Source organism: Psychrobacillus sp. FSL K6-2836, from assembly GCF_038003085.1.
Classification (GTDB): domain Bacteria; phylum Bacillota; class Bacilli; order Bacillales_A; family Planococcaceae; genus Psychrobacillus.
The window spans coordinates 757,276-780,193 of record NZ_JBBOOM010000001.1; the positions used below are offsets into that span (position 1 = coordinate 757,276).

Genomic DNA, 22,918 nt, shown 5'->3' on the forward strand with positions numbered 1-22,918 from the left:
GTTTTAAAAAAGGCCTACCTCTGAGGTAGACCTTAGCATGAACAATATTATACAGGAAGCACTGGATGTTTTCGAGGTGCATTAACTATTTGTTTATCTTCATAAAAACGCAGACGATTTGCAAGCTCCAAGCGTAGATTACTTGGCGCAACAATCTCATCGATGATCATTTCAGAAGCAAGTTTATAAATGTCAATTTCCTCTTTATATTCCGCGTGCTTTTCTTGAACGAATTTCAAACGTTCTTTTGGATCTTCGATTGCTTCGATTTTGTTTGAATATACAGCATTAACCGCAGCTTCTGGACCCATTACAGCAATTTGAGCTGTAGGTAAAGCTATGCACACATCTGGTTCAAACGCCGGACCAGCCATTGCATATAAACCAGCTCCATATGCTTTACGTACAATAACAGAGATCTTTGGCACTGTTGCAGAGCTCATCGCTGCAATCAGCTTAGCTCCATGTCTAATAATACCAGCTCTCTCTACTTTCGTTCCTATCATAAATCCAGGAACGTCAGCTAGGAATATTAATGGAATAGAAAATGCATCACAAAGTGAGATGAATTTCGTCGCTTTATCGGCAGAATCCACAAAGAGCACTCCACCTTTAGCTTTCGGCTGATTGGCAATAATACCTACTGCTCTGCCATCAATTCGCGCTAATCCTGTAATTAGCTCTGGTGCGAATAGCTTCTTCACATCAAAGAAGGTCCCTTCATCGATAATCGCATCAATTGCTTCGTACATATCAAATGGTGCATTTTGATTTTCTGGAATGATTTCTTCCAGCGTTCTTCCTTCTTTAATTGCCTTTGGTTCGACTTGTTTTGGTTTCTCTGTGTAGTTTGACGGGAAGAAGCTTAAGTAGCGTTTAGCCTCTAAAATCGCTTCTTCTTCTGTAGAAACAAGTACATCCCCTACACCACTGACCGTACAATGCATACGGGCTCCACCCATTTCTTCCAGTGTCACCTTTTCTCCGATAACCTTCTCAGCCATTCGAGGCGAACCTAAATACATAGAAGCATTACCCTCAACCATAAAGACAACATCACAAAACGCAGGGATATATGCTCCTCCAGCAGCAGAAGGACCAAATAATAAGCAAACCTGTGGTATAAAACCAGATAGTCTTACTTGGTTATGAAATATCCTTCCTGCTCCACGACGATTTGGAAACATGTCTAATTGGTCGGTAATACGCGCTCCAGCCGAGTCTACTAGGTACAACATTGGCACTCTATTTTTTTCCGCTATTTCTTGAATACGAATAATTTTTTCAACAGTACGTGATCCCCAGGATCCGGCTTTCACAGTGGAATCATTGGCCATAACACATACAGTTTGCCCATTTACTTTACCAGTTGCAGTTACAACCCCATCTGCCGGTAAATCCCCTGCTTCGACATTTGCAAAGCGACCATCCTCGATATATTCCCCATTATCGAAAAGTAATGCTAAACGATCACGTACAAATAATTTATTTTGTTCTTTCATTTTTTCATGATACTTTTCATGTCCACCCGAATAAACGGATGCCAGCTTTTCTTCTAATCTATCATTATACCCTTTTGTTTCTCCCACGGTTTAAAGCCCCCTTTATTCAAACGTCACTAAAACATCGCCTTCATTTACAAAATCACCTTCACCTGCATTAATTGTTGCAACTTTACCTGCTGTTTCCGCTTCTATTGGAATCTCCATTTTCATCGATTCCAATACCATGACAACCTGTCCAGCTGACACTTCTTCTCCAACTGCTACATTTACTGTAAATACTGTTCCTGCCATAGTCGATTCTAAATTTTTCATTTTGAAATTTCCTCCCTTTGTTTGTTCATCCATTCCCCTAAAACAGATGTTGAATACTCACCACTTGTAAAACTCTCATCTTCCAGAAACTGATGGAATAGTGGAATATTTGTTTTCACACCTTCTATTTTAGCAGAAGAAAACACTTTTTGTGCAGACTCTATTGCTAATTTTCTATTTTCAGCATGAACAATTACTTTAGAAATCATTGGATCATAGAACGGCGTGACTTTATCACCTTCCGCGTAACCTGCATCTATTCTAATCTTTTCTTCTGTTTCAAAACTTTGTGAAGTAATAATTCCAGGTGATGGGAAAAATGTTTTTGGATCTTCCGCATATATTCTAAATTCTATAGCATGTCCATTAGATTTTATCGAAGATTGATCTTTCACTGGTAGTTCTTCCCCAGCGGCAACTTTTAACTGCCATTCCACTAAATCGAACCCCGTGATAGCTTCCGTAATTGGATGTTCCACTTGTAATCTAGTATTCATCTCTAAGAAATAAAACTGATGATTATGATCCACGATAAATTCCACAGTTCCCGCATTTATATAATTTACAGCTTTCGCTGCATTAACAGCTGCCTCCCATAATTTTTCCCTAGCTTCCTGAGGGAAATTTGGGGAAGGTGCCTCTTCCATAACTTTTTGATTTCTCCGCTGAACAGAACAATTTCGTTCGAATAAATGAACGATATTCCCATAGGTGTCCCCAAAAATTTGTACTTCTATATGTCTAGAAAAATCAATGAATTTCTCTAAAAAAACTACATCGCTACCAAAATAGGATTTCGCTCGTGTTTTAATCGATTCAAAATTTTTAAGAAGCGTTGCCTCATCATCACAACGAATCATTCCTATACCACCACCGCCAGCACTCGCTTTAAGCATGATCGGATATCCAATCGAAGAAGCAGCTACTATTGCATCTTCTACAGAAGCAAGTCCTTCTTCTGTTCCTGGAACAACTGGAACGTTTGCATTTATCATCGTAAGTCTTGAGCCAATTTTATCCCCCATTTTTTCAATTGTTTCTGGCTTTGGACCTATAAAGATAATACCTGCAGCCTCTGCCTTTCGAGCAAATTCAGCATTCTCTGATAAAAATCCATATCCCGGATGGATCGCATCAACTTTTTCCCTTTTCGCAAGTGCAATAATATCGTCTACTTTTAAGTAGGATTGTTGAACTTGATTAGGTCCTATTAAAAAAGCATAATCAGCCTCTTTTGCATAAGGTAGATCTTTGTCTGCTTCTGAATAGATTGCTACTGTTTCAATATTTAATCTCTTACATGTTTTAATAATACGTCTTGCTATTTCTCCCCTATTTGCGATTAAAACTTTCTTCATATTACTTCCCCCTCGATTTGAACATTTACCCCATCTATATTAGTCTATACGAATCATGAAAGCGATTTCAACTAAATTCTAGTTTACAATATGTTAAACAACAAAAAAAAAGCCCTAAATAAGGCTTTTTTACTTGCGCTCGATATGAGTAATACCTTGTTTAACCCAGTTTAATAGCTGTTCATAATCATTTTTCAATAAATTATATGCGCTTGAAATTTCGTCATAAGAGTGCCTCATCTCATCATAACTTTCCATTGCCAATTGCAAATGGTTTTGAAGAGAGGAAGAATCCGCTAATTCTTTCGTAGAATAAGAGGTTGGTTTATGTTCCTTTTTCATAATTTGAGGGCGTAGATTTTTGTTCCATCGGAATGCACATGCCTGTTTGGATCGTCCTAGCAGTACACTCGCTTCTTGAAAACCTGAAATCTGCGTGTGACCTTCATTAATTTTATTCAAAATTATTTCTTTTAGAAGATTATCTTCTTCCTCAGTCCAACTATCTTTTCTCAATTTTACATTCATCTGGATCACCCTTTGCTTTTTTATTAATATATGCAAAGTGGGTACAAATAGACTCTCATATTATTTCTTTTTAGATAAAAATGAATCGACCGCTTGATGATGCGTTTCTTGCTCCCATAGAACGGAACAAGTTCTAACTTCTTCTATAATTCGTTCGAATAATTTCGTCTGTTGCCATTTTCGAATTAATTGCATTTTGTATGCTTTTAACACAGTCTCATGTGGCATAATCATTTTTTGTATAAATTCCTCTAGAGCAATGTATTTATTTCCTTCAAAAACTTCTGTTGCCCAGCCAATAGCTTGGAGTTTGTCAGATGAATAGGGAACCGCTTCTGTTAACATTTGGAGCGTATGATCTTGTCGCATCCCTTTTTCCCACAAATAGGTTCCTCCACCCCATCCAGAAGTAATTGCCAATTGACCTTGAATGAAACCACATCTTGCCTCTTTCTTTACTAATCGATAATCGCATAAAGTTGCAATCTCACAGCCTCCGCCTACTGCGGTGCCGTTAACTAATGCTATAGTCGGAATGGTTAGTGTAGCAACATCATATAAAATAGTTGCTGTGTCACTTAACATTTCATACGATTCTTTCTCTGTTTTCAACTTATGTAGAACAGATAAATCACCGCCTGAGCAAAAAGACTTATCTCCTGCTCCTGTAATTACTGCTAGTTTAATAGAATTATCATTTTTTACTGTATGTACTAACTCTTTAAATCCCTCTAAGACTTCCATGTTTATTGCATTATGTATTGCAGGTCTATCTATTTCCAATATGATTAATTGTTCTCTTTTTGCTAACGTATAAGCCATTTCCATGCACCCCTTTTAGAAAATGTATATAGAGAAAAAGACTACCGAAGAGCCATGGTCTCTTTGGTAGTCTTTTAAGGAACAAATACTGAATTATTTGCTCAATACTTCTTTCCCTTTGTATTGACCGCAAGATTTACAAATACGGTGAGCCAATTTCATTTCACCACAATTTGAACAAGCAACCATACCAGGTACGGATAATTTAAAATGTGTACGACGCTTTCTTTTTACAGTTTTAGAAGTTCTTCTAGCTGGTACTGCCATAGGTGGCACCTCCTTACAGATCTATTATTCGTCTGTTTGATCAAAATACTTAGCTAAATCAGCAAGTCTTGGATCTACTTTTGGTTGTTCATCTTCCTGCATTTCTTTAAGTTCTTCATCTGTTGTATAACTCCAACCATTTCCACCCTCATGTCTAAATTGGTCTGCACCTTCTTTATACACTTGCATTGGAATTTCTAAAAGAATTAACTCCTCTAGAACAGGGTCTACGTTTATAACATCACCTTCTACAACATGAAAATTATCATATGCTCTTGCAGAAGAGAGTGCTGTTTCAGACCAGTTGAAGATTTCATCAGATTCAATCTCAAATGGAAATTCTACATCTTCCCACGTGCGAGCACATGGTAAAATAAGAGTTCCTGAAAGCTGAAAGTGACAAGTCATTTGCGCTGCACCAAATGTACAGTGCCCTTTTACGTGAACGGGTGAAATCCTTCGAACGTCCTGGTTCCGCTTCTTCACGTTTTCGAGTTCCACGAATTCATCTAAAGTTAGTCCGTTCTCACGATATTTAGATAGCTGATGAATTGCCCATTTCATACGATTATCACCTCAAGACAACAAAGTTGATTATATAATGACTGATTTTAGATGTCAAGATATTTTCTTGTCACTCCATTATTTTAACATTATACTTGCATTAAGGAAAGGATTTGATTTAAAGATGAAAGCAACTGGAATTGTTGTAGAATATAATCCATTTCATAACGGTCATTTGCATCACTTACAGCAAACTCGTTTAAAAACGAATAGCGATATTGTCATTGCCGTCATGTCTGGTAACTTTCTTCAGCGAGGGGAACCAGCCCTTGTTGATAAATGGACTCGCTCAAAAATGGCCATTGCTGCGGGTGTTGACTTAGTAATTGAACTTCCTTATGCATTTGCTACAGCCCAAGCGAGTGATTTTGCAAAAGGCGCTATTTTCCTATTAGATGCTTTAAAATGCCATTCCTTTTGTTTCGGAAGTGAAGAAGGATCATTAGAAGCATTTCAACAAACCTATAATCTATTATCAACCAAAAAAGACGAATATAATACAGCCATTGCAAATTATATGAAAAAAGGCATCAGTTATCCTAAAGCATTAAACGAAGCGTACAATGAAATTTCTAAAGCAACTACTGTGCCATTAGTAAATCTTTCCAAACCAAATAATATATTAGGATACCATTACATCCAGGCAGCAAACCTTTTAAACAGTAATATTAAACCAGAAACAATTCAACGTGTCATTGCGAATTATCATGATGACGCTAGCAATACCGAAACTATAGCAAGTGCAACCGGTATTCGAAAATTACTATTTGAAGGTCATAAGCTCACAGAAGTAAAGACTTACATGCCTAATACGAGCTTAAAAGGGCTAAAGGAATGGGAAAGTACTAACTTTTCTTTTGGTAGCTGGGAGCAGTTTTATCCAACATTAAGATTGCTTATACTTCGCTCATCTAAGGAAAACTTAGGTCAAATTGCTGAAATTACAGAGGGGATGGAAAATGCCATTTGGAAAGCAGCAAAAACACATACGAACTTTGATTCATTTATGCACCAAATAAAATCAAAGCGCTTTACTTGGACAAGGATCCAACGAATGTTAACACATATTTATACAGATTTTACATGGGACCAATTACGCGAGAACGATCTTCCTGCGTATATTAGACCTTTAGCAATGAACAAGAAGGGACAAGCTTATTTACAGAGCATGAAAAAAGACTTGCAGCTCCCACTTATTAGTAGAGTTGCCGCAAGTAAACATGATAAACAGTTGCAATTAGATATTAAAGCTGCCGACCTATATTACTTAGGGTTGCAGTCTTCGTATGGTCAAAGCATGGTTGGCAGTGATTTTCGTATTGCTCCTATTATTCAGGGATAGACTATTTGGGCTCTAATTGATCTAAATAAGCAAGAGCATCATCAATCGTTTTCACAGGTACGATTTTCATCTTCGTACCTATTTTTCTTGCAGATTTTAAGGCTTCTTCATAATTAGATGTTAGTCCAGGATTATTGGCCAAAACAGTAGGATCAATATCATCGTCAGGAGCAAACATTATTTCCATGTCTTTATTGTCCGCAGCTATTACTTTTAAATCTATCCCACCAATTCTACCAACTGTTCCATCTGGTCCCATTTCACCAGTTCCTGCTATTTGATAGCCCTTGGTTATATCTTCTGGTAATAACTGATTCAAAATTTCTAAAGTGAACATAAGACCCGCAGACGGTCCGCCAATATCTTCGGAGTTTATATGCACTTCTGGAGTCGTTTCAACTTTTTTATCCGCAGTATAGCTAATACCGATTCCTGGCTTTTCAAGCACTCCAGGGATTGTTTTAAGGGAAACTTCTTTATCCATCTGTTCCCCATCACGCTCAACCTTTAAGCGAATAACATCCCCTTCTACTTTGTCAGCTAGATAGGCTCTAATAGACTCTTCAGTTAAATCATCAATATCATCCATTTGTAAAATTTTATCTCCAGCATCTAATATCCCATCAGCTGCACTTCCATCCACCACATTAAAAATAAAAATTCCGTTATTTGATATAGTGTAAGGCATTTTCGCTCGGTTAAATGCAACTGAAATAGCATTAAATTGAGAATTAGACATAAGCTTTAATTGACGAACATTATATTCCTTTTCATCTTCATCTTCCTGACGAATTTCATTTGCTTTGTAAATTTTTTGACTATCCGTAATTTTGGCATAAGCATATGTAAGCGGCGTAGCTTTTGCTAGGGCAATCGTTAGGAGACTCAATGTACCTTCGTCATCCTGATCCCCACCATCGACTTCTACAAAAGGATCCAGCTCGTAAGCACCACCTGGTTTCGAAATATAAGATTCCATTGGATAGAAACCTAATGCTAAAACTATCACTACTATGAAAAGAAGGATTATAGGATTTCTCTTCTTCATCAAACTATCCCTCTCTTTCTAAAACACATTTGAATATTAGTTTATCACTTCCCTTTTTTTCTGACAAAATATATGTGAACAAAGGATGAATTTTACTTGCATAGACTGATAACGATTGGAAGTTGGGCACTTATTATCCTTTTATTTTTACAGCCCGGTATTGCACATAAAGGTGCAGTTGAAGGAATGAGGATTTTCACAACTGCTCTACTACCTTATTTACTACCCTATTTAGTAATAACACAGCTGTTTATACGTTCTCAAAACTCATTTTTAAATACGACAAATAAATTTAAAATGTATTTTAATGTCTATGTATTAAGTGCTATAGGTGGGTTTCCTAGTGGTGCTGCAGTTATAACGTCTTTAAAGGATATGGGTACTTTAAATAAGCGTAATGCAAGTTGGCTGCTTGCAATATGCCATGCCCCTAGTCCAATGTTTGTTATAGGGTTTGTAGGGATTGAGATCTTTCACGCTGAAATTGCGGGTATTAAACTTTTACTTATTATTCATGCGGTGAATTTAATATTTTTATTAGTATTTATCATTTTATCTCCAGCTATCCAGGAAAATATGCATGTTCAAAAGGCTTCGGATTCACCGTTCCAGGAAAGTATTAAAGAGACCTATCAAATATTATTGCTAATTGGTACTACTGTCATATTTTTTACAACCGTAAGTTTTATCGTGTTTGAATCCGTCAAAGAAATTCTACCTAATATTTCACCTATCCTACTTGTTTTTGTAGCGTCTCTTTTTGAAATGACTGGCGGGATTAGTTTAGCCGGGGAAATGTTATCAGGCTCCACGTTTTTACCCTTTGTAGTTGCTATTATTATTGCTTTTAGCGGCATAAGTATTCATATGCAAATAATCGTACTTGCTCAGAAATCAAATATTCCCATTCGCAAATATATTCTTTTCCGCATTCTTCACATTCTTATCATTCCGATATTGTTTTTTTGGTTATGATACTTCCATAGCTAAAGAATAAAAAAAACTTACAAATAGACGACCAATGCTTTAAGGTCAAAACCTGTTTCTATAGTTTTCAAAGTGCTTTGGAAAGCTATTTCGCTATAAGATTTTCGAATGAATTTTTAGTGAGTATTGGTTGTGTCAGTCGTCACAACCAATACTCACTATTTCCGGTAATATTATGGCTGTTGGCTGTCCGTCGCCCTCCTACAACGTTTAGAAACAGGTTAGTGCGTATTTGATAACTAGAGAATAGATAACTTCCCTATTCATAGAGGGAGCTCACAAAGATACAATTTCGTTCGCTATTCCGCTTCTTTATCAGGCAAACACTTCCTACTTTTCCTTTATTTCCACTAGTAAAAGAAAATTGTCTGCATTCCTCTATATGGAATAATAGTATTCCTACTTCATCAGCGATTAAAATCAATCATAGGATTATTCATTCTATTAAGTCCTATGAACACAGTATTCATGAGACTTCTTTATACTTTCTTAATTTTTAAAAAAAGAACCTTGCGTATATGGCAAGGTTCTCTGGTTTGATCAGTATGTATTATATTTTTCTTTTAATGCTCTTTCCACATGAGACGGTACAAGTTCTTCTATTTTACCACCATACCTAGCTACTTCTTTCACGATACTCGAACTTAGGAAAGAGTATTGATTTTTGGTCATGATAAAAAATGTTTCTATTTTATCATTTAGTACACGATTCATAGAGGTGATTTGCATTTCATACTCAAAGTCAGAGACAGCACGTAAACCACGAATAATAACACTGGCATTTACACTTTCAACATAATCTATCAATAAGCCGGAAAATGTTTGAACCTTGACATTCGGTAAATGTGAAGTAGCATCTATGATTAATTGCATTCTTTCCTCAACGGAGAAAAGGGGATTTTTGGAAGAGTTATTCAAAACAACGACAAAAACCTCTCCAAAAATGGATGCCCCTCGATTAATAATATCTAGATGACCATTAGTTATTGGATCAAAAGAACCTGGAACTACAGCTATTTTTCCCAATTTAATTCCCCTCTTCTTTAAGGCAACGATAAATAGAGATAACCGTACCGCCATATATCTCTTTTTTCACTAATTCAAAGTCACCATAGGTTTTTTCAAGTGTGACATTTTTCTCGTGCTCACAAACAATAATCGCAGTATCACTCATACATCCTTTATCAACTAATGATTGTACTAAATCATAATACATTAATTTGTTATATGGAGGATCTACAAATAATAGATCAATTTTAAGCTCTCTTTTCTCAATAGCTTTCACTGCTCTTATCGCATCAGCTTTAAAAATTTCACCTGATTCTTCTAAACGACATTTAGTCAAATTATCTTTAATGGTTTGTATAGCTTTTGGATCTTTTTCGATAAAGATACATGTATCAATACCTCTACTCAAGGATTCGATCCCCAAATTTCCACTGCCTGCAAATAGGTCAACGGCAATACCACCATCAAAGTAAGGACCAATCATATTAAATATGGACTCTTTTACTTTATCTGTTGTAGGTCTTGTATTCATCCCAGGGACTGCTTTTAATGGCAGTCCTTTTCTCGAACCTGATATAACTCTCATTTCTACACTCCAATCCTAAAATAGTGCGGATTGTGTAATATTAATACGTTTGTCTTGTTTTTCAATATTCAATAAAAACAAACGTATCATCCACGCTTCTTCAATATATAATTGTGATCCAATAACCTCAAATGGTTCTGATAATGCATCATATCTTTTTTTATTCAATACATAGAACGGTTCTTGAATCGGAAAACGAAATGCTCTCGTTGCATTTTGAACATATAAGCCCTTGTCAGTGTCATTAAGAGTATATCCTAAAGTAGTTAATAATGGTGCAGCCGCATATAAAACTTTACCATCCTTGAATAGAACTTTCATCTCTTCATACTGGAGCTCATTAATATAAACAGTTCTAAAATCTTCAAATAATAATGGAAAGTTTTCTGCTCCTGCTTGTACATTTAACACAAAGAAGGATGTTTTTAAATCGATAATATCTGTCAATATCTCATCAAATTTCGCTGCGGTTATTTGTTTATTGTTTATTAAAGCATTTTGAAACTCTACTCGTTGTTCGGATGTTAAATAATTATTTACCGTTTCATACATCCAAATGGACTTCGCTGAACCGACAGGTATTTCTAGCAAAAAGCTACTTAAAACCTCTGCAATAAGCTGATCTTCTTGAGATAACCCATACCTTGCTTGTATATTCTTGATGATTAGCTCCTGTTGTATAGAAGCGATATCCTCATTTTGTATAAATACGATACGAGAAGTATCAATATTATTCCTATTCCCCTCAAAAAGTACAGCTAAATGTTCGTTATTAGTAAAATCTAACTCATCAAGTAAGTTAGTGACTTCATCTGGTAAAGTGTTAGAAGCGTATATAGTGAAGTAATCATCTTCATATTGAATTGGTAATACCTCTTGCTGCCAATATAATTCTTGAACATCTCCGGCACCAAGAGAAAGTGAATAATCAATTAACTCAAGTGAAGTTTTACCGATTACAGGTAATCCAGATACCCACATACCTCCTCTTTTCATTTCATCCGTAATATGAAGTGAAGTTAGCGAGACACCTCCTGTTTCTAGTTTAGCTAAGAAGTTTTGGATTAATTGACCATCTATTAAACCATCTACTAAAGGTATTTCATAGGAAATACTCTGCTTAGAATTCTCTCCTGCTTTAAACGTCGTCATATCTTCAGTTAGGCGGTTGCAGCTTTCACTAGTATCCAAATCACAGCTTCTATTCTCACTTACAATCGGCCATGATACAGTAACATCTTCCTTTGGCATATCGTAAAAATGTTGTTTAATAACAATCTTATCCTTCTTTACTTTCATTTCCACTTCTTGTTCATAAAAGAATACTTGTCCATCCTCTTCTAATCCAGAAGAGTAAGCATCATATTGAAACAAAAGTAGTACACTATTAGCCACAACAAGGAATAGGCATAAAAAACTTAAAACAAATTTCATAGAATTGTCCTCCAACAAAGTGGTAAGATATATGAGAAAGGAAGTGTTTTCAATTGATCCAACGTTTTATAGAACTAGGCGAAGGTTATGGAGATATTTACGAACTTTGTGAACTTGCAAGGGTAAACAGAGAACGTATACACCAAGCATTTATTTTTTCTTCAACTAAAGACAATATAACCTATTTTTCCATCGCAATCGCACTTAAACCAGTAAATACTGCAAATTTTTTTCCCATATATATATGCCGAGAGGGTATAGTCGAAACTGGGCATGAATCAAAAAGACTCACAATATTTAAAGAAGCATTAGACGAGTTAGCAATCCAACCCATTAAAGTCGACATAAAACATTCTTCCGTCTATGTGGATGTAAATTTATATTATCAGTATATAATTGGTATATTACGTTTAAACCATTTAATACCACCGTTACAATAGGCTTAGTTATAGTCCAATTTTATAATCGTATTCTTTTGCTTTATCTGGCTTACTATTTTCAAATTCAGTTTTCAAAAATGGTCTATAGGACTCTAAAATTTCCTTGACATAAGGCAATTTGTTCATCTTTTGCTTGGCAGCGTCGATTTGATCTTGATCACAATATAATACGACATATTTTTGTCTTTTAGAAATATAATGAACGTGACCAAACTTCCTCAAAGATTTAGCTTGTTTTAAATGATGCACATAGACAATTAGTCCTTGTCTTTCTGTCATACTTTTCCCCTCATTTCTTACTCTCAAGAATACCATATGGGGGAATTTGATAGCAACAACAACTAGCTGACAGTTTTGTGTAGTTTAGATATAATAAGAAAATACCTTTTGCGAATGAAATTCATACTGGATAACTAATAGAAAATAAGTAATATATTTTTAATATAATACATTCACTCTAAAAAGGAGGAATTGATTGATGGGTAAAAAATCAAATGTTGCTTTCGCATTTGCAGCCGCAGCAGGTGCGGCATGGGCTAGTACTAAAGCACTTTCCAAACCGCAAAGTCGACCGACTAAAAAAGCATTGGAATACGAACAGCCTATTATATTGGCTCATCGCGGAGGATCAGCACTTGCTCCAGAATGTTCTCCTTCTGCGTTCGAACAGGCTGCCAAACTTGGAGTACATGGTTTTGAAATCGATATAAGACTAACAAAAGATGAAGAGATAATAGTATTTCATGATGAAGAACTAAACAGAGTTACTAACTTTACTGGTAAGGTATCCGATTATACATTATCGGAATTAAAAGAAGCAGACCTTGGACATCATTTTTTGGATATAGATGGAGCTCCAACTTATAAAAACTGTGGTGAAAAGATTATTACTTTAGGGGAATTACTAAATTCATATCCACAGATGCTCATCAACATGGATATGAAGGATGCACCTCAAACTTATGAAGGTAGTTTAATGCCTTCCAAACTTTGGAGACTTTTAGAGGAGCATCAAGCGTTTGATCGTGTAGTGGTTGCTAGTTTTTATGATGATCAAATCGATCGTTTTAACTTATATGCACAAAACTCTGTTGCATTAGGTGCAAGTGAAAAGGAAGTTAGAAAAGCGTATGCAGCATATACAAGTCAATTTAAACATCTATATCATCCAAAGGCAGATGTTTTTCAGATTCCTGTAAGATCAAATGTATTCCCACTTGATAATCCAGGTTTTATAAAATTTTTAAATTCATTAAATATTCCTGTTCACTATTGGACAATTAATGATCCAGAAGTGATGAAAAAACTTATCAGCAATGGCGCTAAAGGAATAATTACCGACAGACCCGACTTAGCAATGGAAGTTTTGAAATTAGATTAGTGTCTAATTAAGAAGAAGCAAAGTACAGCTATATAAGTCAATTAATAAACCGAATAGCAATAGTATCCAAACAACGTTGATTTCCGCTCCGAGCAGACCCTTTCCGTGGGCACGGCTTCAGCCGCTTCCTTCGCTTACGCTCTGTCCAGGGTCTTCAGCTCGCGCTGTTCCCACCGGAGTCGCTGCTCTGCGCTAAACTAGGGATGAAATGGACTCCGATAAAAGAGAATTTATTTACTTTCTTCTTCCATAATAAATTATTTACCTAATCATGCAGACAGTTTATCCCCATAATAATTTGAATTACTATTATTGTCTCGGCTATTTACTTTGCTTTATCTCAGAGTTGAGAACTACCTTTTATATTGATTGGAGTGGAGGGTGGCGACTCCAGCGGGATAAGCGTTAGGCGAAGACCCGCAACGAAGTGAGGAGGCTGAGGCAACGCCCGCGGAAAGCGTCCACCTGAAACGGAAATCAGTAGCATTATTCAATAAAAGTTCTGTAAAAAAAAGATGTATGCATTTTATGCACACATCTAATCTTTTTGAAACTTTAGGCAGAACATGAACAAGAACCACCGGTACCGCATCCACTTCCACAGCTAGAACCAGCAGAAGCAAAAAATGGGTTACTAACTGGAACTTTAACACCTTCTGAAACAGATTTACCAATTAACAAACTCACTTCGTCTAGTAAGTCCTGCAAGTCGTTCTCAGCAACCTTTAAGTGCGCCACTGCATCTACCATATCCAATTTTCGTTTAGTTACTCGGATGTCTTTCATAACCTTCGAATAATCAGGATGGTATTTCCCGAAACGTTGAACTTCTTCGTATTGATCCTTTAGCCTAGTGAAGCTATTAACCTCACCTACTAAAGTTGTATCTGTATATACAGCACGATGTGCATCTAAGTATTGGTAAAATTGTTCAGAGGAAAGAATCATAGTACATAATATATCCGATTGATCCATTATATCGACCCATTCGTTTGTCATAATCATTTGATTAACCTCCAATCTGAGTTAATCATACCAGAAAAGTAAAAATAAATGCCAAACTATTAACTTTTTGTTAGGAGAAAATAATGAACAAACTACAAAATTTATTTGAAAAAGTAGCAGAACAGTCATCTGAACAAGAACTAGACTTAATAAATGATTTTCTAAATGCGATTCAACAAAAGCAACAAAACCAGTCACCTACATACTTAAATGCCGTATTTCAAATGGATACTCAGTATGAGCAAGATCAATGTATCGTCACAATGCCAATAACTCCAATCTCATATAATAGTTTTAATATGCCTCATGGCGGTATTATCGCTACACTTTCTGATAATGCAATGGGATTTTTAATTAACAAGGATTTACACCCGGAAGGAAAGGGTGCAGTTACAACGAATATGACAATTCACTATGTTAAATCTTCAACGGAAAAAACGTTGATTGCAACTGCTAAATATTTACATAAAGGTCGTCAAACAATAGTAATGGAATGCACAGTAACACAACCTGACGGAAGAAAAATAGCTTATGCTACGGGATCATTCTTTGTGATTAATCCCCTCTCTTCTTCAAAATAAGCATTGACTACATCACGATCAGAAAAAGGGACTACAGAGTCATGTAAAATTTGCTCTTGCTCATGTCCCTTTCCTGCTATTAATACAATATCCCCCGCTTCTGCCATTTGTAGTGCATACGTAATGGCCTGTTTACGATCGGGTTCTATTCGAAACTTCTTGTTATCCAGTCCTCTTATAATCTCTTTAATAATATCTGATGGGTTCTCATTTCGTGGATTATCGGAGGTGATTATAGCTTGTGTTGCAAAAGCTGTAGCTACCTTTCCCATCTCGTTTCGTTTTTTCTTATCTCTATTTCCTCCACAACCAAATACAACGTATATATTATTTTTTGCAAAGGATTTAATAGTTGAAAGGCAGGCTTCCAGAGCATCTGGCGTATGTGCGTAGTCGATTAGCACCTTAATCCCTTTATTATTATCCACATGTTGAAATCTTCCAGTTGGAAGGGTAAGAGGTTTTATGTTTTGAAGTGGGATATTCAAGGCCCATAAAGAAGCAAGTGCAGCAGCAAGATTCATCCCATTATAAAATCCACTGTTCCTCATTTGCACTTCTATTTCTTCATTCTTTACTTTAAATTTATACATTATTTCATCTTCTTTGTCGTTTTTCTGTTGAAACACAACCGTATTACGAGCATCCAAACCGAAGCTTATAATAGGTAAAAAAGAATTTTCAGCCACTGTTCTACACCATTCATCATCCGCATTTACTACTATTTTGGTACATAGTGGAACTAGTAATTCCTTTGATTTTTTGTATGGGACCATCCCACCATGAAACTCAAGATGATCTTTTCCAATATTCAAAAACACTCCAATATCTATCGGATAGTTACCCAAGCGATTGTCCAATAATCCTTGCGAAGATGCCTCCAAAATGATGAACTCAATAGAATGCTCATAACAATAATGTACTATTTGTATAAAATCATAGAATGGTAATGTCGTATTATTGCGGAAATTTTGTTCCAATTGCTTTCCGTTGATAAACACGCCTAATGTCCCTATTACACAAACCGACTTCCTTTGTTGCATAAGTAATTGACCTATGAAAAAAGCAACTGTTGTTTTGCCATTTGTACCAGTTATCGCAACTGTTTTCACTTTTTTTCCATATAATTCATAGGTTTTTTTACCAATCCTCTCCTTTAATCGTTCCATTTCGGAAGGAATAATAACTTGGGGAACGCTACAATCAGCTATAAAAACTTCTGATATTACCGCAATTGCCCCTAGATGAATAGCTTCATCTATAATGGAACGATTATTTTTCTCGGAGATAAATATATCCCCTTCTTTAATCTGTTTTGAAAAATTTACGATTCTGCTCATACGACATAGTGAAAAGTTGCCAATTACACTATATGTTAATCCTTTTAAAAGTTCATTTAACGGATAAATAGTACCACACTCCCTACACCATTCTTGTAAAATCGCATACAGTAAAATGAATTCCCTGTATCGTATGAACGGAGTGTTTGAAATGTCACGAATAGAGTGGTTGAGATTATGATTGTTCAGAAATTTGGCGGAATCGCCATGCAAAATCATCAGAACAGGCAACTAGTAATGAAACGAATTCAGCAAGCTATTAAAACCCATCAAAAAGTGCTTGTCGTTGTTTCCGCAATGGGAAGAAGGGGTAAACCCTATGCAACTGATACGTTATTAGATTTACTTCCTTTCACCGACAATAGCACTGAAACCGATTTGCTCTCTGCATGTGGAGAGTTAATCTCAAGTTCTGTATTAACAACAGAACTAAAGAATGAAGGAGTATCTACTACTCTTCTTTATGGCAAAAACGCCGGCATTATTACAAATGATACGTATGGAAATGCCCTTATTAAAAAAGTAGATCCTAGTGCTATATACCAAGCATTTGAAAATTTCCAATGCGTCATCGTTCCAGGTTTTCAAGGTGTCTCAGAAAGTACACACAATTTTACTACATTAGGGAGAGGTGGCAGTGATTTAACCGCCGTAGTCTATGGCTATTATTTAAATGCTGAAGTAGTTGAGTTTTACAAAGATGTACCTGGTATCATGACTTCTGATCCTTTTACTAACAAGCATGTAAAGCTCATTCCTTTTATGACTTATGAAGAACTCCAAGAAAAGATTGAGGAGCCTGTCGAAGTCATACAAAAAAGAGCAGCCACATTTGCTGCTCTTCATCAAGTCCCTTTGCATATTCGCTCTTTGTATCATGAAAGTGAGGGCACCTATGTGTCCAACTAATTATTGTGGAATATCTTTGGGAGTATTTATAGCTTTTCGATCGATAAAATTTTGCGTATAATAGCTACCATATACTCCAATACCAGTATGTGTATAATCTTTACCTAATAAGATCTCTCGATGATCTTTAGAATTCAACCAACCATTTACAGCTTCCCCAGCATCGAAATAAAAAGCGGCTGTATTTCCAGCTGCACTTGAAAATTCAATTGAGGACTCTTTTAATTGATCACTAAACTTTGAAACTTCAAATTTTTCATTGACAACAATATTATTTTTGGCCATTTCTTCACTATTATCCATCGCGATATTTTGCAATTCATTATCAGACATAAGTAAACGAAGGTTGTTACGATAACGATATACATTCGTGAGTTCAAATATCTGTCTCTCGTTGGCACGGTCTATTGCAGACTGAAAAAGAGAATCTGGTGTCTTAGGTTCTACCATAATACCGTTATATAAAATGTCATAAGGTTTATGCAATAAAATAGTCTTAGGATCTGTAAACCTAACTGCCTCCAGCTGTCGACTTTCTGAATCTATATATAACATTGCAAATAAATTATCAAACTGAACTAATATTCTATTGTCTATATCTTCATCCGTAAGAGAAAAGGTATAAGTATTTGAATCTATAGAAAATGTAATTTCAGATTGCACTATCGTAAATCGATAAATTTCATCTACGTCCTGTCCAATTTTATAAGGAGTGACCTCTACGTTTGCTCCTGCAGCAAAGACCTGTGTAACTTTATCTCCTACTACTCCAACTAGCAAATAAGTCGTGAGAGATTGATTGTAGACCCACCACTCATATCCAAATGCCGATGGTTCGATCCGAGAGGGCTTCCCTAACAACCCAATAACTTCTTGGGTCGAACCTCCTACTAATGTTGAGATTCCTACCTTAGGGCGTGTAAATACCGTCTCAACTTCCACAACTTCTGAAGAAGTATCTGGAATTACCTGTCCTGTATTATTTGAACCAGTAATAAGTTCATTTTCATGTACAGGATTATCAAAATATATTAAAATCACTAGTACTATAGCTATAGCAATAACAATTCGGATTATATTATTCATCATAGCTTTATCTCCTTATTCTTCCACCATTTATCCTAGTATACCAAGGTTAGCTAGAAAGACACAATGTTACCATTGCAACATTATCAAATTTGAATTAATATTAATAGGAACAGATTCTATTTGGGATATGAACGTGAAGGAGGACAATTCAATGTATTTCGAAAACACTGGTATAGAAAACACTGTCATTGATCTAAATATATTAGATGATCTTATGAAAAAACAAGGTTTAGTTCGTGCAGGTCAATGGGATTATGAACGCGTAACTTATGATAAGAAGTATGTGATAAAAGAAGGTACATTTTATCTTCGTGTATTTGGCTTTACAAAAGATGGTGATGTAGGTGCACACGATGCAAACATTACTCTTTTAAAACCGGTTATAGGGAAACACTATTACCCACATGGTGTTGAATATGGTGAAAATGAAGTTTTCCCAAAACATCTTCTAAAATCAAGTGAACAAACATTAGCTGCTGTAAAAGCTGATTTAGCTGCTTTTGAAATTCACGCATAATAGGAATATCCTAAAACGCAGGAGTTTCTTTCTCTTGCGTTTTTTTCTGTTCAAAAATTACAAACTTGTCTATACTATTAATAAGCGTGAAGAAAGGAGCATACAATGGTCTTAAATTTTTTTAAAAAGGAATATATAAAATATTTTGTTCTAGCCGTTATGCTCTTATTATTAGCTATCTTCATACTTCCAGTATCTATTCCTATTATACTCGCACTACTTACAGCAATTATTATGGAGCCAGTCGTCAAGTTCACTCAAAAAACGTTTAAATGGAAGCGTAAACCTGCTGTCATAACTAACTTTGTTCTTTTTCTTAGCGTCATTTCCGGACTATTATACCTAGTGATTACAAAACTTTTTAGCCAACTCATTTATATATCACAGACCATTCCCACATATATAAATAGCTGGACCGGGTTATGGATCGATATGCAAAATAGTTTGTTTAAATACACGGAAGGTCTCCCTAAAGAAGTAGTCGAATCGATTCAAAATAAATTTGATGCCACTTTAGAAAGTATGAGAGATGCCCTCTTAGATATACTTAGTTACAATAATATTTCTGCACTTTTGACGAATATACCGAACTTTTTAGTTAGTTTTATAGTATTTATTATTGCTCTTTTTTTATTTATGTTAGACTTGCAGAATTTACAAGTGAAATTTTTTCATTATCTGTCTGATAATACTGCGGGTAAGGTACGTTTTATGTTTGCTAGTATAAAAAAAGTGGCTATTGGATTTATGAAAGCTCAGATTATTGCAAGTTTCATTATTTTGGGTGCATCATTCATCGGTCTTTTGCTAATTATCACGCCAAAATACGCTTTAATAATGGCTATTGTCATTTGGATTATCGATATTATTCCAATATTGGGTTCTATTGCTGTTTTAGCACCTTGGGCTGTTTATCATTATTTAACAGGTGATATGGTAATGGGAACCAAGTTAACTATATTAGCAGTAATATTATTAGTAATACGTAGAGCTGTAGAACCTAAGTTGATGGGTTCTCAAATGGGGGTATCTCCCCTAGCAATCTTAATAGCCATGTTTATCGGAGCAAAGCTTTTCGGTTTCATCGGATTTATGATAGGCCCTCTTGTAGTGATTATTTTTATAACTGCTAAAGAATCGGGAATGTTAAAACTTAACTTTAAGATTTAACCATGTTCTATATGAGAAACACAACAAAAAGCCAATCCTCTTTTGGAATAAGTTCCTTTAGAGTATTGGCTTTTGATTTGTTTTATCCACCTATTATTGCTTTTATTACAGATGTGGTTTCTCCACCTGTATAAAATACATATAACAGTAAATAGACTGCAACACCTGTTATTGCTACAAAAAACCATATAACACTTGTAATTGGTCCAATTTTACGATGCTTTTGAATATTATTTTTATATCCTAAATACAGAGTTACCAATCCAAAAATAGCACCAGTCGTTGCTAATGTAATATGGAATATTAAAAAGACTGTATAGTAAACTTTAATATCTGCTGGTCCACCAAAAGCTGTATTCCCGATAAAAATAGTTCGCGATGCATAGATGATGAAAAATATTAAAGCCGATATTGCAGCTGCAGTCATTGTTTTTTTATGGGCTTCAATTTTCTTTTGTTTTATGAGTGCCCAACCAATCGCTACTAAAACAGCACTTAATACGATAAAAAATGTACTTATAGTTGGTAGAACGGGTAAATTCATCAATCATTCTCCTCGAATTACTTTATTAAGTTTAAAGATTAGCTTGTACTTTTAAATCATCTAGAGCTTTTTGTGTAATTTCTTCCGCGTTGTCCTGCTCATTTTTATACCATTTGAAGAAAATTGACATTAGGAATACTGCATATATAATCTCTTGTACAATTTTCATCAGTATCCCACCTAGTTGCTGATCTGCGAGAGGTGTCATATTAGAAAATAATTCAGGTCCACTTAATGATAGTCCAGCTAGTGTACTTGCTGGAACACATAGCTCCATCGCTTTTAGCCATGTATCTGAATTTGTGTACGTATCATACAAAGGTGTTCCAGTGAAGATAATTAGCGCACATGCTGGTGTTATTAAAACTGCACTTCCAATAATGAAGCCGATCTTTTTTAACCCATGCAAACGTTGACTAACTCCCTCTATATCAACTATAGACCACCACATGAAAAGCGCAGACAGGAATAAAACAAACGTGTACGTTCCATGTAATCCTTCATCCAATTTGATATAATCGAAAAATAAAGGGATATGATAAAAGGAAAACAATCCTGAGAAGACAATTAGAGAAAGTAATGGCTTTGTTAGTACTGGAAAAACCTTACGAACAGCTGGTAATTCTAATACAGCTTTCCATACCCACCACGGTATGCCCTTCATTAGTAGCGGCGGAACTAATAACAATAAAAGAGCCATCTGGACCATGTGAAATGAAAACATAATATGTGCCATTAAATCCACAGGGGAACCCTTTACAATATATAAAAGAACTATGCTGACTAGAAAGTAAGCTACCTCTTTCTTTTTCAGTGGCTCCGATACTTTAAAGTCATTTCGCCATTTGACTGTTATTAAAAAATATAAAATAGTTAAAAACACTAATACTCCAATCATAACAGGGCTCCATAATGCTTGGAATCCAAATATACTTATAGGCATAAGTATCATCGCTCCTTTTTGGTAACTTTCTTTATTATATAGGTCGAGCCCAATAACTTCAATGAACGAACTATGACAATTAAGTATTTCGAGAATTCCTCTTCTAAATGATTCTTTCTAACATTTTAAAAGCATAAACTTACTTTTCTTTAAAGAAAAACTGACCAAAAAGACGCCTGATCCTTCTGAACAGAAACATAGATATGCCGTTGATTTCCGCTCCGGTCAGACGCTTTCCGCCGGCATGGCTTCAGACGATTCTCTCGCTAGGTTCAGTCCATGGTCTTCAGCTCATGCATCTGCCGCTTCGCTTTCGGTGCAGAAAAACATTTGCGCCCTAAGCCCCAATCAACAATGTCCACTTATAGTAAACAGATATTGAATACAATATCACCTATATTCATAGTAATTATGGAAATAAGTAGTGTTGAAAAGGACCCTAGCATAAAAAAATTATTGTCTTCATCTATCTTTGAATAATAGCATTTCTAATTCATAAGCGATTATTAACGATTTTATCACTTTCTAAAATATGATCAATCTTATCTTCTAAGCGATATACTTTGTCAAAACCTTTATTGTAGTACTAAGCTATAATTGATTGTAGTGCAATGTGGCGACTCCGGCAGGATCAGTGAGATAGAAGACAGATGAACCATACATCGACGCTTAAGCATCGGTGATGGTTCATAGCTCCCCCTGCTGTGGCCAACAGGATGTTGGTCACGAAGGCGTTTCCACACGAGGTGGCAATCTTAGCCTTTGTTCCTTTGTGCGAAACGGAAATCATAGGATTATTCGTTCTTTAAAGCCCCATGAATCCAGTGATCACGAGACAATTTTATATACTTTCTAAAAAAAGCCGAGACAAAGTGATTAACTTTGTCTCGGCTTTAAGTTGTTTAACCCCACCAAATAATTGTAAGGAAAGTTAAGATGAAAGTAAAAGCTATCAAACAAGCGCTGTATAAGAAAAATGCAGCTACCTGATGATTTTTTTCACTCATATGCATGAAGTAGTAAAGCTGTAATACTACTTGAACTCCAGCAAGCAATAAAATAACTGGAACTATTAAATATACGGAAAAATCAGCAGCTACAGCAGTAAAAGCAATTAATGTTAAGAATATCATAATCGCAAAAGTTGTAACCTGGTGACGCATATCTTTTTTACGTTTTTGCTTAATATATTCAAATTCTGTTTGTGATCTCACATAAACTTGAGCGTCGTGTGACAT

General features: G+C 35.6%; 26 protein-coding genes. 8 read left to right on the plus strand and 18 right to left on the minus strand.

Translation table 11 applies throughout. The annotated features are described in order from the left end of the window. Positions 1-47: 47 nt before the first annotated feature. From MKY37_RS03740 to MKY37_RS03770, 7 genes are all read right to left on the minus strand, one after another. Positions 48-1,589 carry an acyl-CoA carboxylase subunit beta gene (locus MKY37_RS03740; protein ID WP_340773918.1) on the minus strand — a complete coding sequence of 514 codons (1,542 nt, stop codon included), beginning with the start codon at positions 1,587-1,589 and terminating at the stop codon, positions 48-50. Between the two features lie 15 nt (positions 1,590-1,604). After that, positions 1,605-1,817, minus strand: coding sequence for an acetyl-CoA carboxylase biotin carboxyl carrier protein subunit (locus tag MKY37_RS03745; protein ID WP_340773920.1), 213 nt, complete (start codon positions 1,815-1,817; stop codon positions 1,605-1,607). Continuing rightward, positions 1,814-3,175 carry an acetyl-CoA carboxylase biotin carboxylase subunit gene (locus MKY37_RS03750; RefSeq protein ID WP_340773923.1) on the minus strand — a complete coding sequence of 454 codons (1,362 nt, stop codon included), beginning with the start codon at positions 3,173-3,175 and terminating at the stop codon, positions 1,814-1,816. The genes MKY37_RS03745 and MKY37_RS03750 overlap by 4 nt, the downstream gene beginning before the upstream one ends. A 129-nt stretch (positions 3,176-3,304) precedes the next feature. Continuing rightward, on the minus strand, positions 3,305-3,703 hold the full coding sequence (locus MKY37_RS03755; RefSeq protein WP_340773925.1) for a transcriptional regulator: 399 nt from the start codon (positions 3,701-3,703) through the stop codon (positions 3,305-3,307). Positions 3,704-3,763: 60 nt separating this feature from the next. Continuing rightward, positions 3,764-4,525 carry an enoyl-CoA hydratase/isomerase family protein gene (locus MKY37_RS03760; RefSeq protein ID WP_340773927.1) on the minus strand — a complete coding sequence of 254 codons (762 nt, stop codon included), beginning with the start codon at positions 4,523-4,525 and terminating at the stop codon, positions 3,764-3,766. 93 nt (positions 4,526-4,618) lie between these two features. Continuing rightward, positions 4,619-4,792 carry a 50S ribosomal protein L32 gene (gene rpmF / locus MKY37_RS03765; protein ID WP_090562877.1) on the minus strand — a complete coding sequence of 58 codons (174 nt, stop codon included), beginning with the start codon at positions 4,790-4,792 and terminating at the stop codon, positions 4,619-4,621. 24 nt (positions 4,793-4,816) lie between these two features. After that, entirely contained in the window at positions 4,817-5,356 is a 540-nt protein-coding gene (locus tag MKY37_RS03770; protein WP_340773929.1) for a YceD family protein, read from the minus strand. Positions 5,357-5,393: 37 nt separating this feature from the next. Here MKY37_RS03770 and MKY37_RS03775 point away from each other — a divergent pair, with 37 nt between their 5' ends. Continuing rightward, entirely contained in the window at positions 5,394-6,698 is a 1,305-nt protein-coding gene (locus MKY37_RS03775) for a nucleotidyltransferase (RefSeq protein WP_445323017.1), read from the plus strand. Position 6,699: 1 nt separating this feature from the next. Here the strand turns inward: MKY37_RS03775 and MKY37_RS03780 are convergent, their stop codons facing one another. Continuing rightward, entirely contained in the window at positions 6,700-7,746 is a 1,047-nt protein-coding gene (locus tag MKY37_RS03780; RefSeq protein WP_340773931.1) for a SepM family pheromone-processing serine protease, read from the minus strand. Positions 7,747-7,842: 96 nt separating this feature from the next. On the opposite strand from MKY37_RS03780, the gene MKY37_RS03785 reads away from it, so the two are divergent. Continuing rightward, positions 7,843-8,721, plus strand: coding sequence for a hypothetical protein (locus tag MKY37_RS03785; RefSeq protein WP_340773932.1), 879 nt, complete (start codon positions 7,843-7,845; stop codon positions 8,719-8,721). A 552-nt stretch (positions 8,722-9,273) separates the two neighbouring features. Here the strand turns inward: MKY37_RS03785 and coaD are convergent. The 3 genes from coaD to MKY37_RS03800 are packed head-to-tail and all read right to left on the minus strand — an operon-like array spanning position 9,274 to position 11,761. After that, positions 9,274-9,759, minus strand: a complete 486-nt coding sequence (coaD, locus tag MKY37_RS03790; protein ID WP_340773933.1) for a pantetheine-phosphate adenylyltransferase — start codon at positions 9,757-9,759, stop codon at positions 9,274-9,276. Between the two features lies 1 nt (position 9,760). Further along, entirely contained in the window at positions 9,761-10,327 is a 567-nt protein-coding gene (gene rsmD, locus MKY37_RS03795) for a 16S rRNA (guanine(966)-N(2))-methyltransferase RsmD (protein WP_340773935.1), read from the minus strand. 15 nt (positions 10,328-10,342) lie between these two features. Beyond that, positions 10,343-11,761, minus strand: a complete 1,419-nt coding sequence (locus MKY37_RS03800) for a hypothetical protein (protein ID WP_340773938.1) — start codon at positions 11,759-11,761, stop codon at positions 10,343-10,345. Positions 11,762-11,814: 53 nt separating this feature from the next. Between MKY37_RS03800 and MKY37_RS03805 the strand changes: the two genes are divergently transcribed. Further along, positions 11,815-12,201 (plus strand): DUF7147 family protein, encoded by a 387-nt coding sequence (locus MKY37_RS03805; protein ID WP_340773940.1) that lies wholly within the window; start codon positions 11,815-11,817, stop codon positions 12,199-12,201. 6 nt (positions 12,202-12,207) lie between these two features. Here MKY37_RS03805 and MKY37_RS03810 read toward each other — a convergent pair whose 3' ends face one another. Beyond that, positions 12,208-12,480, minus strand: a complete 273-nt coding sequence (locus tag MKY37_RS03810; RefSeq protein ID WP_090562904.1) for a YlbG family protein — start codon at positions 12,478-12,480, stop codon at positions 12,208-12,210. A 199-nt stretch (positions 12,481-12,679) separates the two neighbouring features. On the opposite strand from MKY37_RS03810, the gene MKY37_RS03815 reads away from it, so the two are divergent. Further along, complete coding sequence (locus MKY37_RS03815) at positions 12,680-13,582, plus strand: glycerophosphodiester phosphodiesterase (protein ID WP_340773942.1); 903 nt, start codon at positions 12,680-12,682, stop codon at positions 13,580-13,582. Between the two features lie 555 nt (positions 13,583-14,137). On the opposite strand, the gene MKY37_RS03820 is transcribed toward MKY37_RS03815, so the two are convergent. Beyond that, the gene (locus MKY37_RS03820) at positions 14,138-14,587 is read right to left on the minus strand and encodes a YlbF family regulator (protein WP_340773944.1); all 450 of its coding nucleotides are present in this window, start codon (positions 14,585-14,587) and stop codon (positions 14,138-14,140) included. Between the two features lie 83 nt (positions 14,588-14,670). On the opposite strand from MKY37_RS03820, the gene MKY37_RS03825 reads away from it, so the two are divergent. Then, positions 14,671-15,168, plus strand: coding sequence for a PaaI family thioesterase (locus MKY37_RS03825; protein WP_340773946.1), 498 nt, complete (start codon positions 14,671-14,673; stop codon positions 15,166-15,168). Here MKY37_RS03825 and MKY37_RS03830 read toward each other — a convergent pair. Next, positions 15,117-16,508, minus strand: coding sequence for a UDP-N-acetylmuramoyl-L-alanyl-D-glutamate--2,6-diaminopimelate ligase (locus MKY37_RS03830; RefSeq protein WP_340773948.1), 1,392 nt, complete (start codon positions 16,506-16,508; stop codon positions 15,117-15,119). The genes MKY37_RS03825 and MKY37_RS03830 overlap by 52 nt on opposite strands. A gap of 177 nt (positions 16,509-16,685) precedes the next feature. Between MKY37_RS03830 and MKY37_RS03835 the strand changes: the two genes are divergently transcribed. Then, complete coding sequence (locus MKY37_RS03835; protein WP_340773951.1) at positions 16,686-17,417, plus strand: amino acid kinase family protein; 732 nt, start codon at positions 16,686-16,688, stop codon at positions 17,415-17,417. On the opposite strand, the gene MKY37_RS03840 is transcribed toward MKY37_RS03835, so the two are convergent. Then, the gene (locus MKY37_RS03840) at positions 17,418-18,506 is read right to left on the minus strand and encodes a CAP domain-containing protein (RefSeq protein WP_340773953.1); all 1,089 of its coding nucleotides are present in this window, start codon (positions 18,504-18,506) and stop codon (positions 17,418-17,420) included. It lies immediately after the preceding gene. 151 nt (positions 18,507-18,657) lie between these two features. Between MKY37_RS03840 and MKY37_RS03845 the strand changes: the two genes are divergently transcribed. Together MKY37_RS03845 and ytvI are read left to right on the plus strand one after the other, a co-directional pair. Next, complete coding sequence (locus tag MKY37_RS03845) at positions 18,658-19,023, plus strand: YugN family protein (protein WP_340773954.1); 366 nt, start codon at positions 18,658-18,660, stop codon at positions 19,021-19,023. A 105-nt stretch (positions 19,024-19,128) separates the two neighbouring features. Next, positions 19,129-20,193, plus strand: a complete 1,065-nt coding sequence (ytvI, locus tag MKY37_RS03850) for a sporulation integral membrane protein YtvI (protein ID WP_340773956.1) — start codon at positions 19,129-19,131, stop codon at positions 20,191-20,193. Between the two features lie 82 nt (positions 20,194-20,275). On the opposite strand, the gene MKY37_RS03855 is transcribed toward ytvI, so the two are convergent. The 3 genes from MKY37_RS03855 to ctaF form a co-directional block, all read right to left on the minus strand. Then, on the minus strand, positions 20,276-20,737 hold the full coding sequence (locus MKY37_RS03855; RefSeq protein WP_340773958.1) for a DUF420 domain-containing protein: 462 nt from the start codon (positions 20,735-20,737) through the stop codon (positions 20,276-20,278). Positions 20,738-20,768: 31 nt separating this feature from the next. Then, positions 20,769-21,680, minus strand: coding sequence for a cytochrome c oxidase assembly factor CtaG (ctaG, locus tag MKY37_RS03860; RefSeq protein WP_340773960.1), 912 nt, complete (start codon positions 21,678-21,680; stop codon positions 20,769-20,771). Between the two features lie 902 nt (positions 21,681-22,582). Further along, positions 22,583-22,918, minus strand: a complete 336-nt coding sequence (gene ctaF, locus MKY37_RS03865; RefSeq protein WP_340773962.1) for a cytochrome c oxidase subunit IVB — start codon at positions 22,916-22,918, stop codon at positions 22,583-22,585.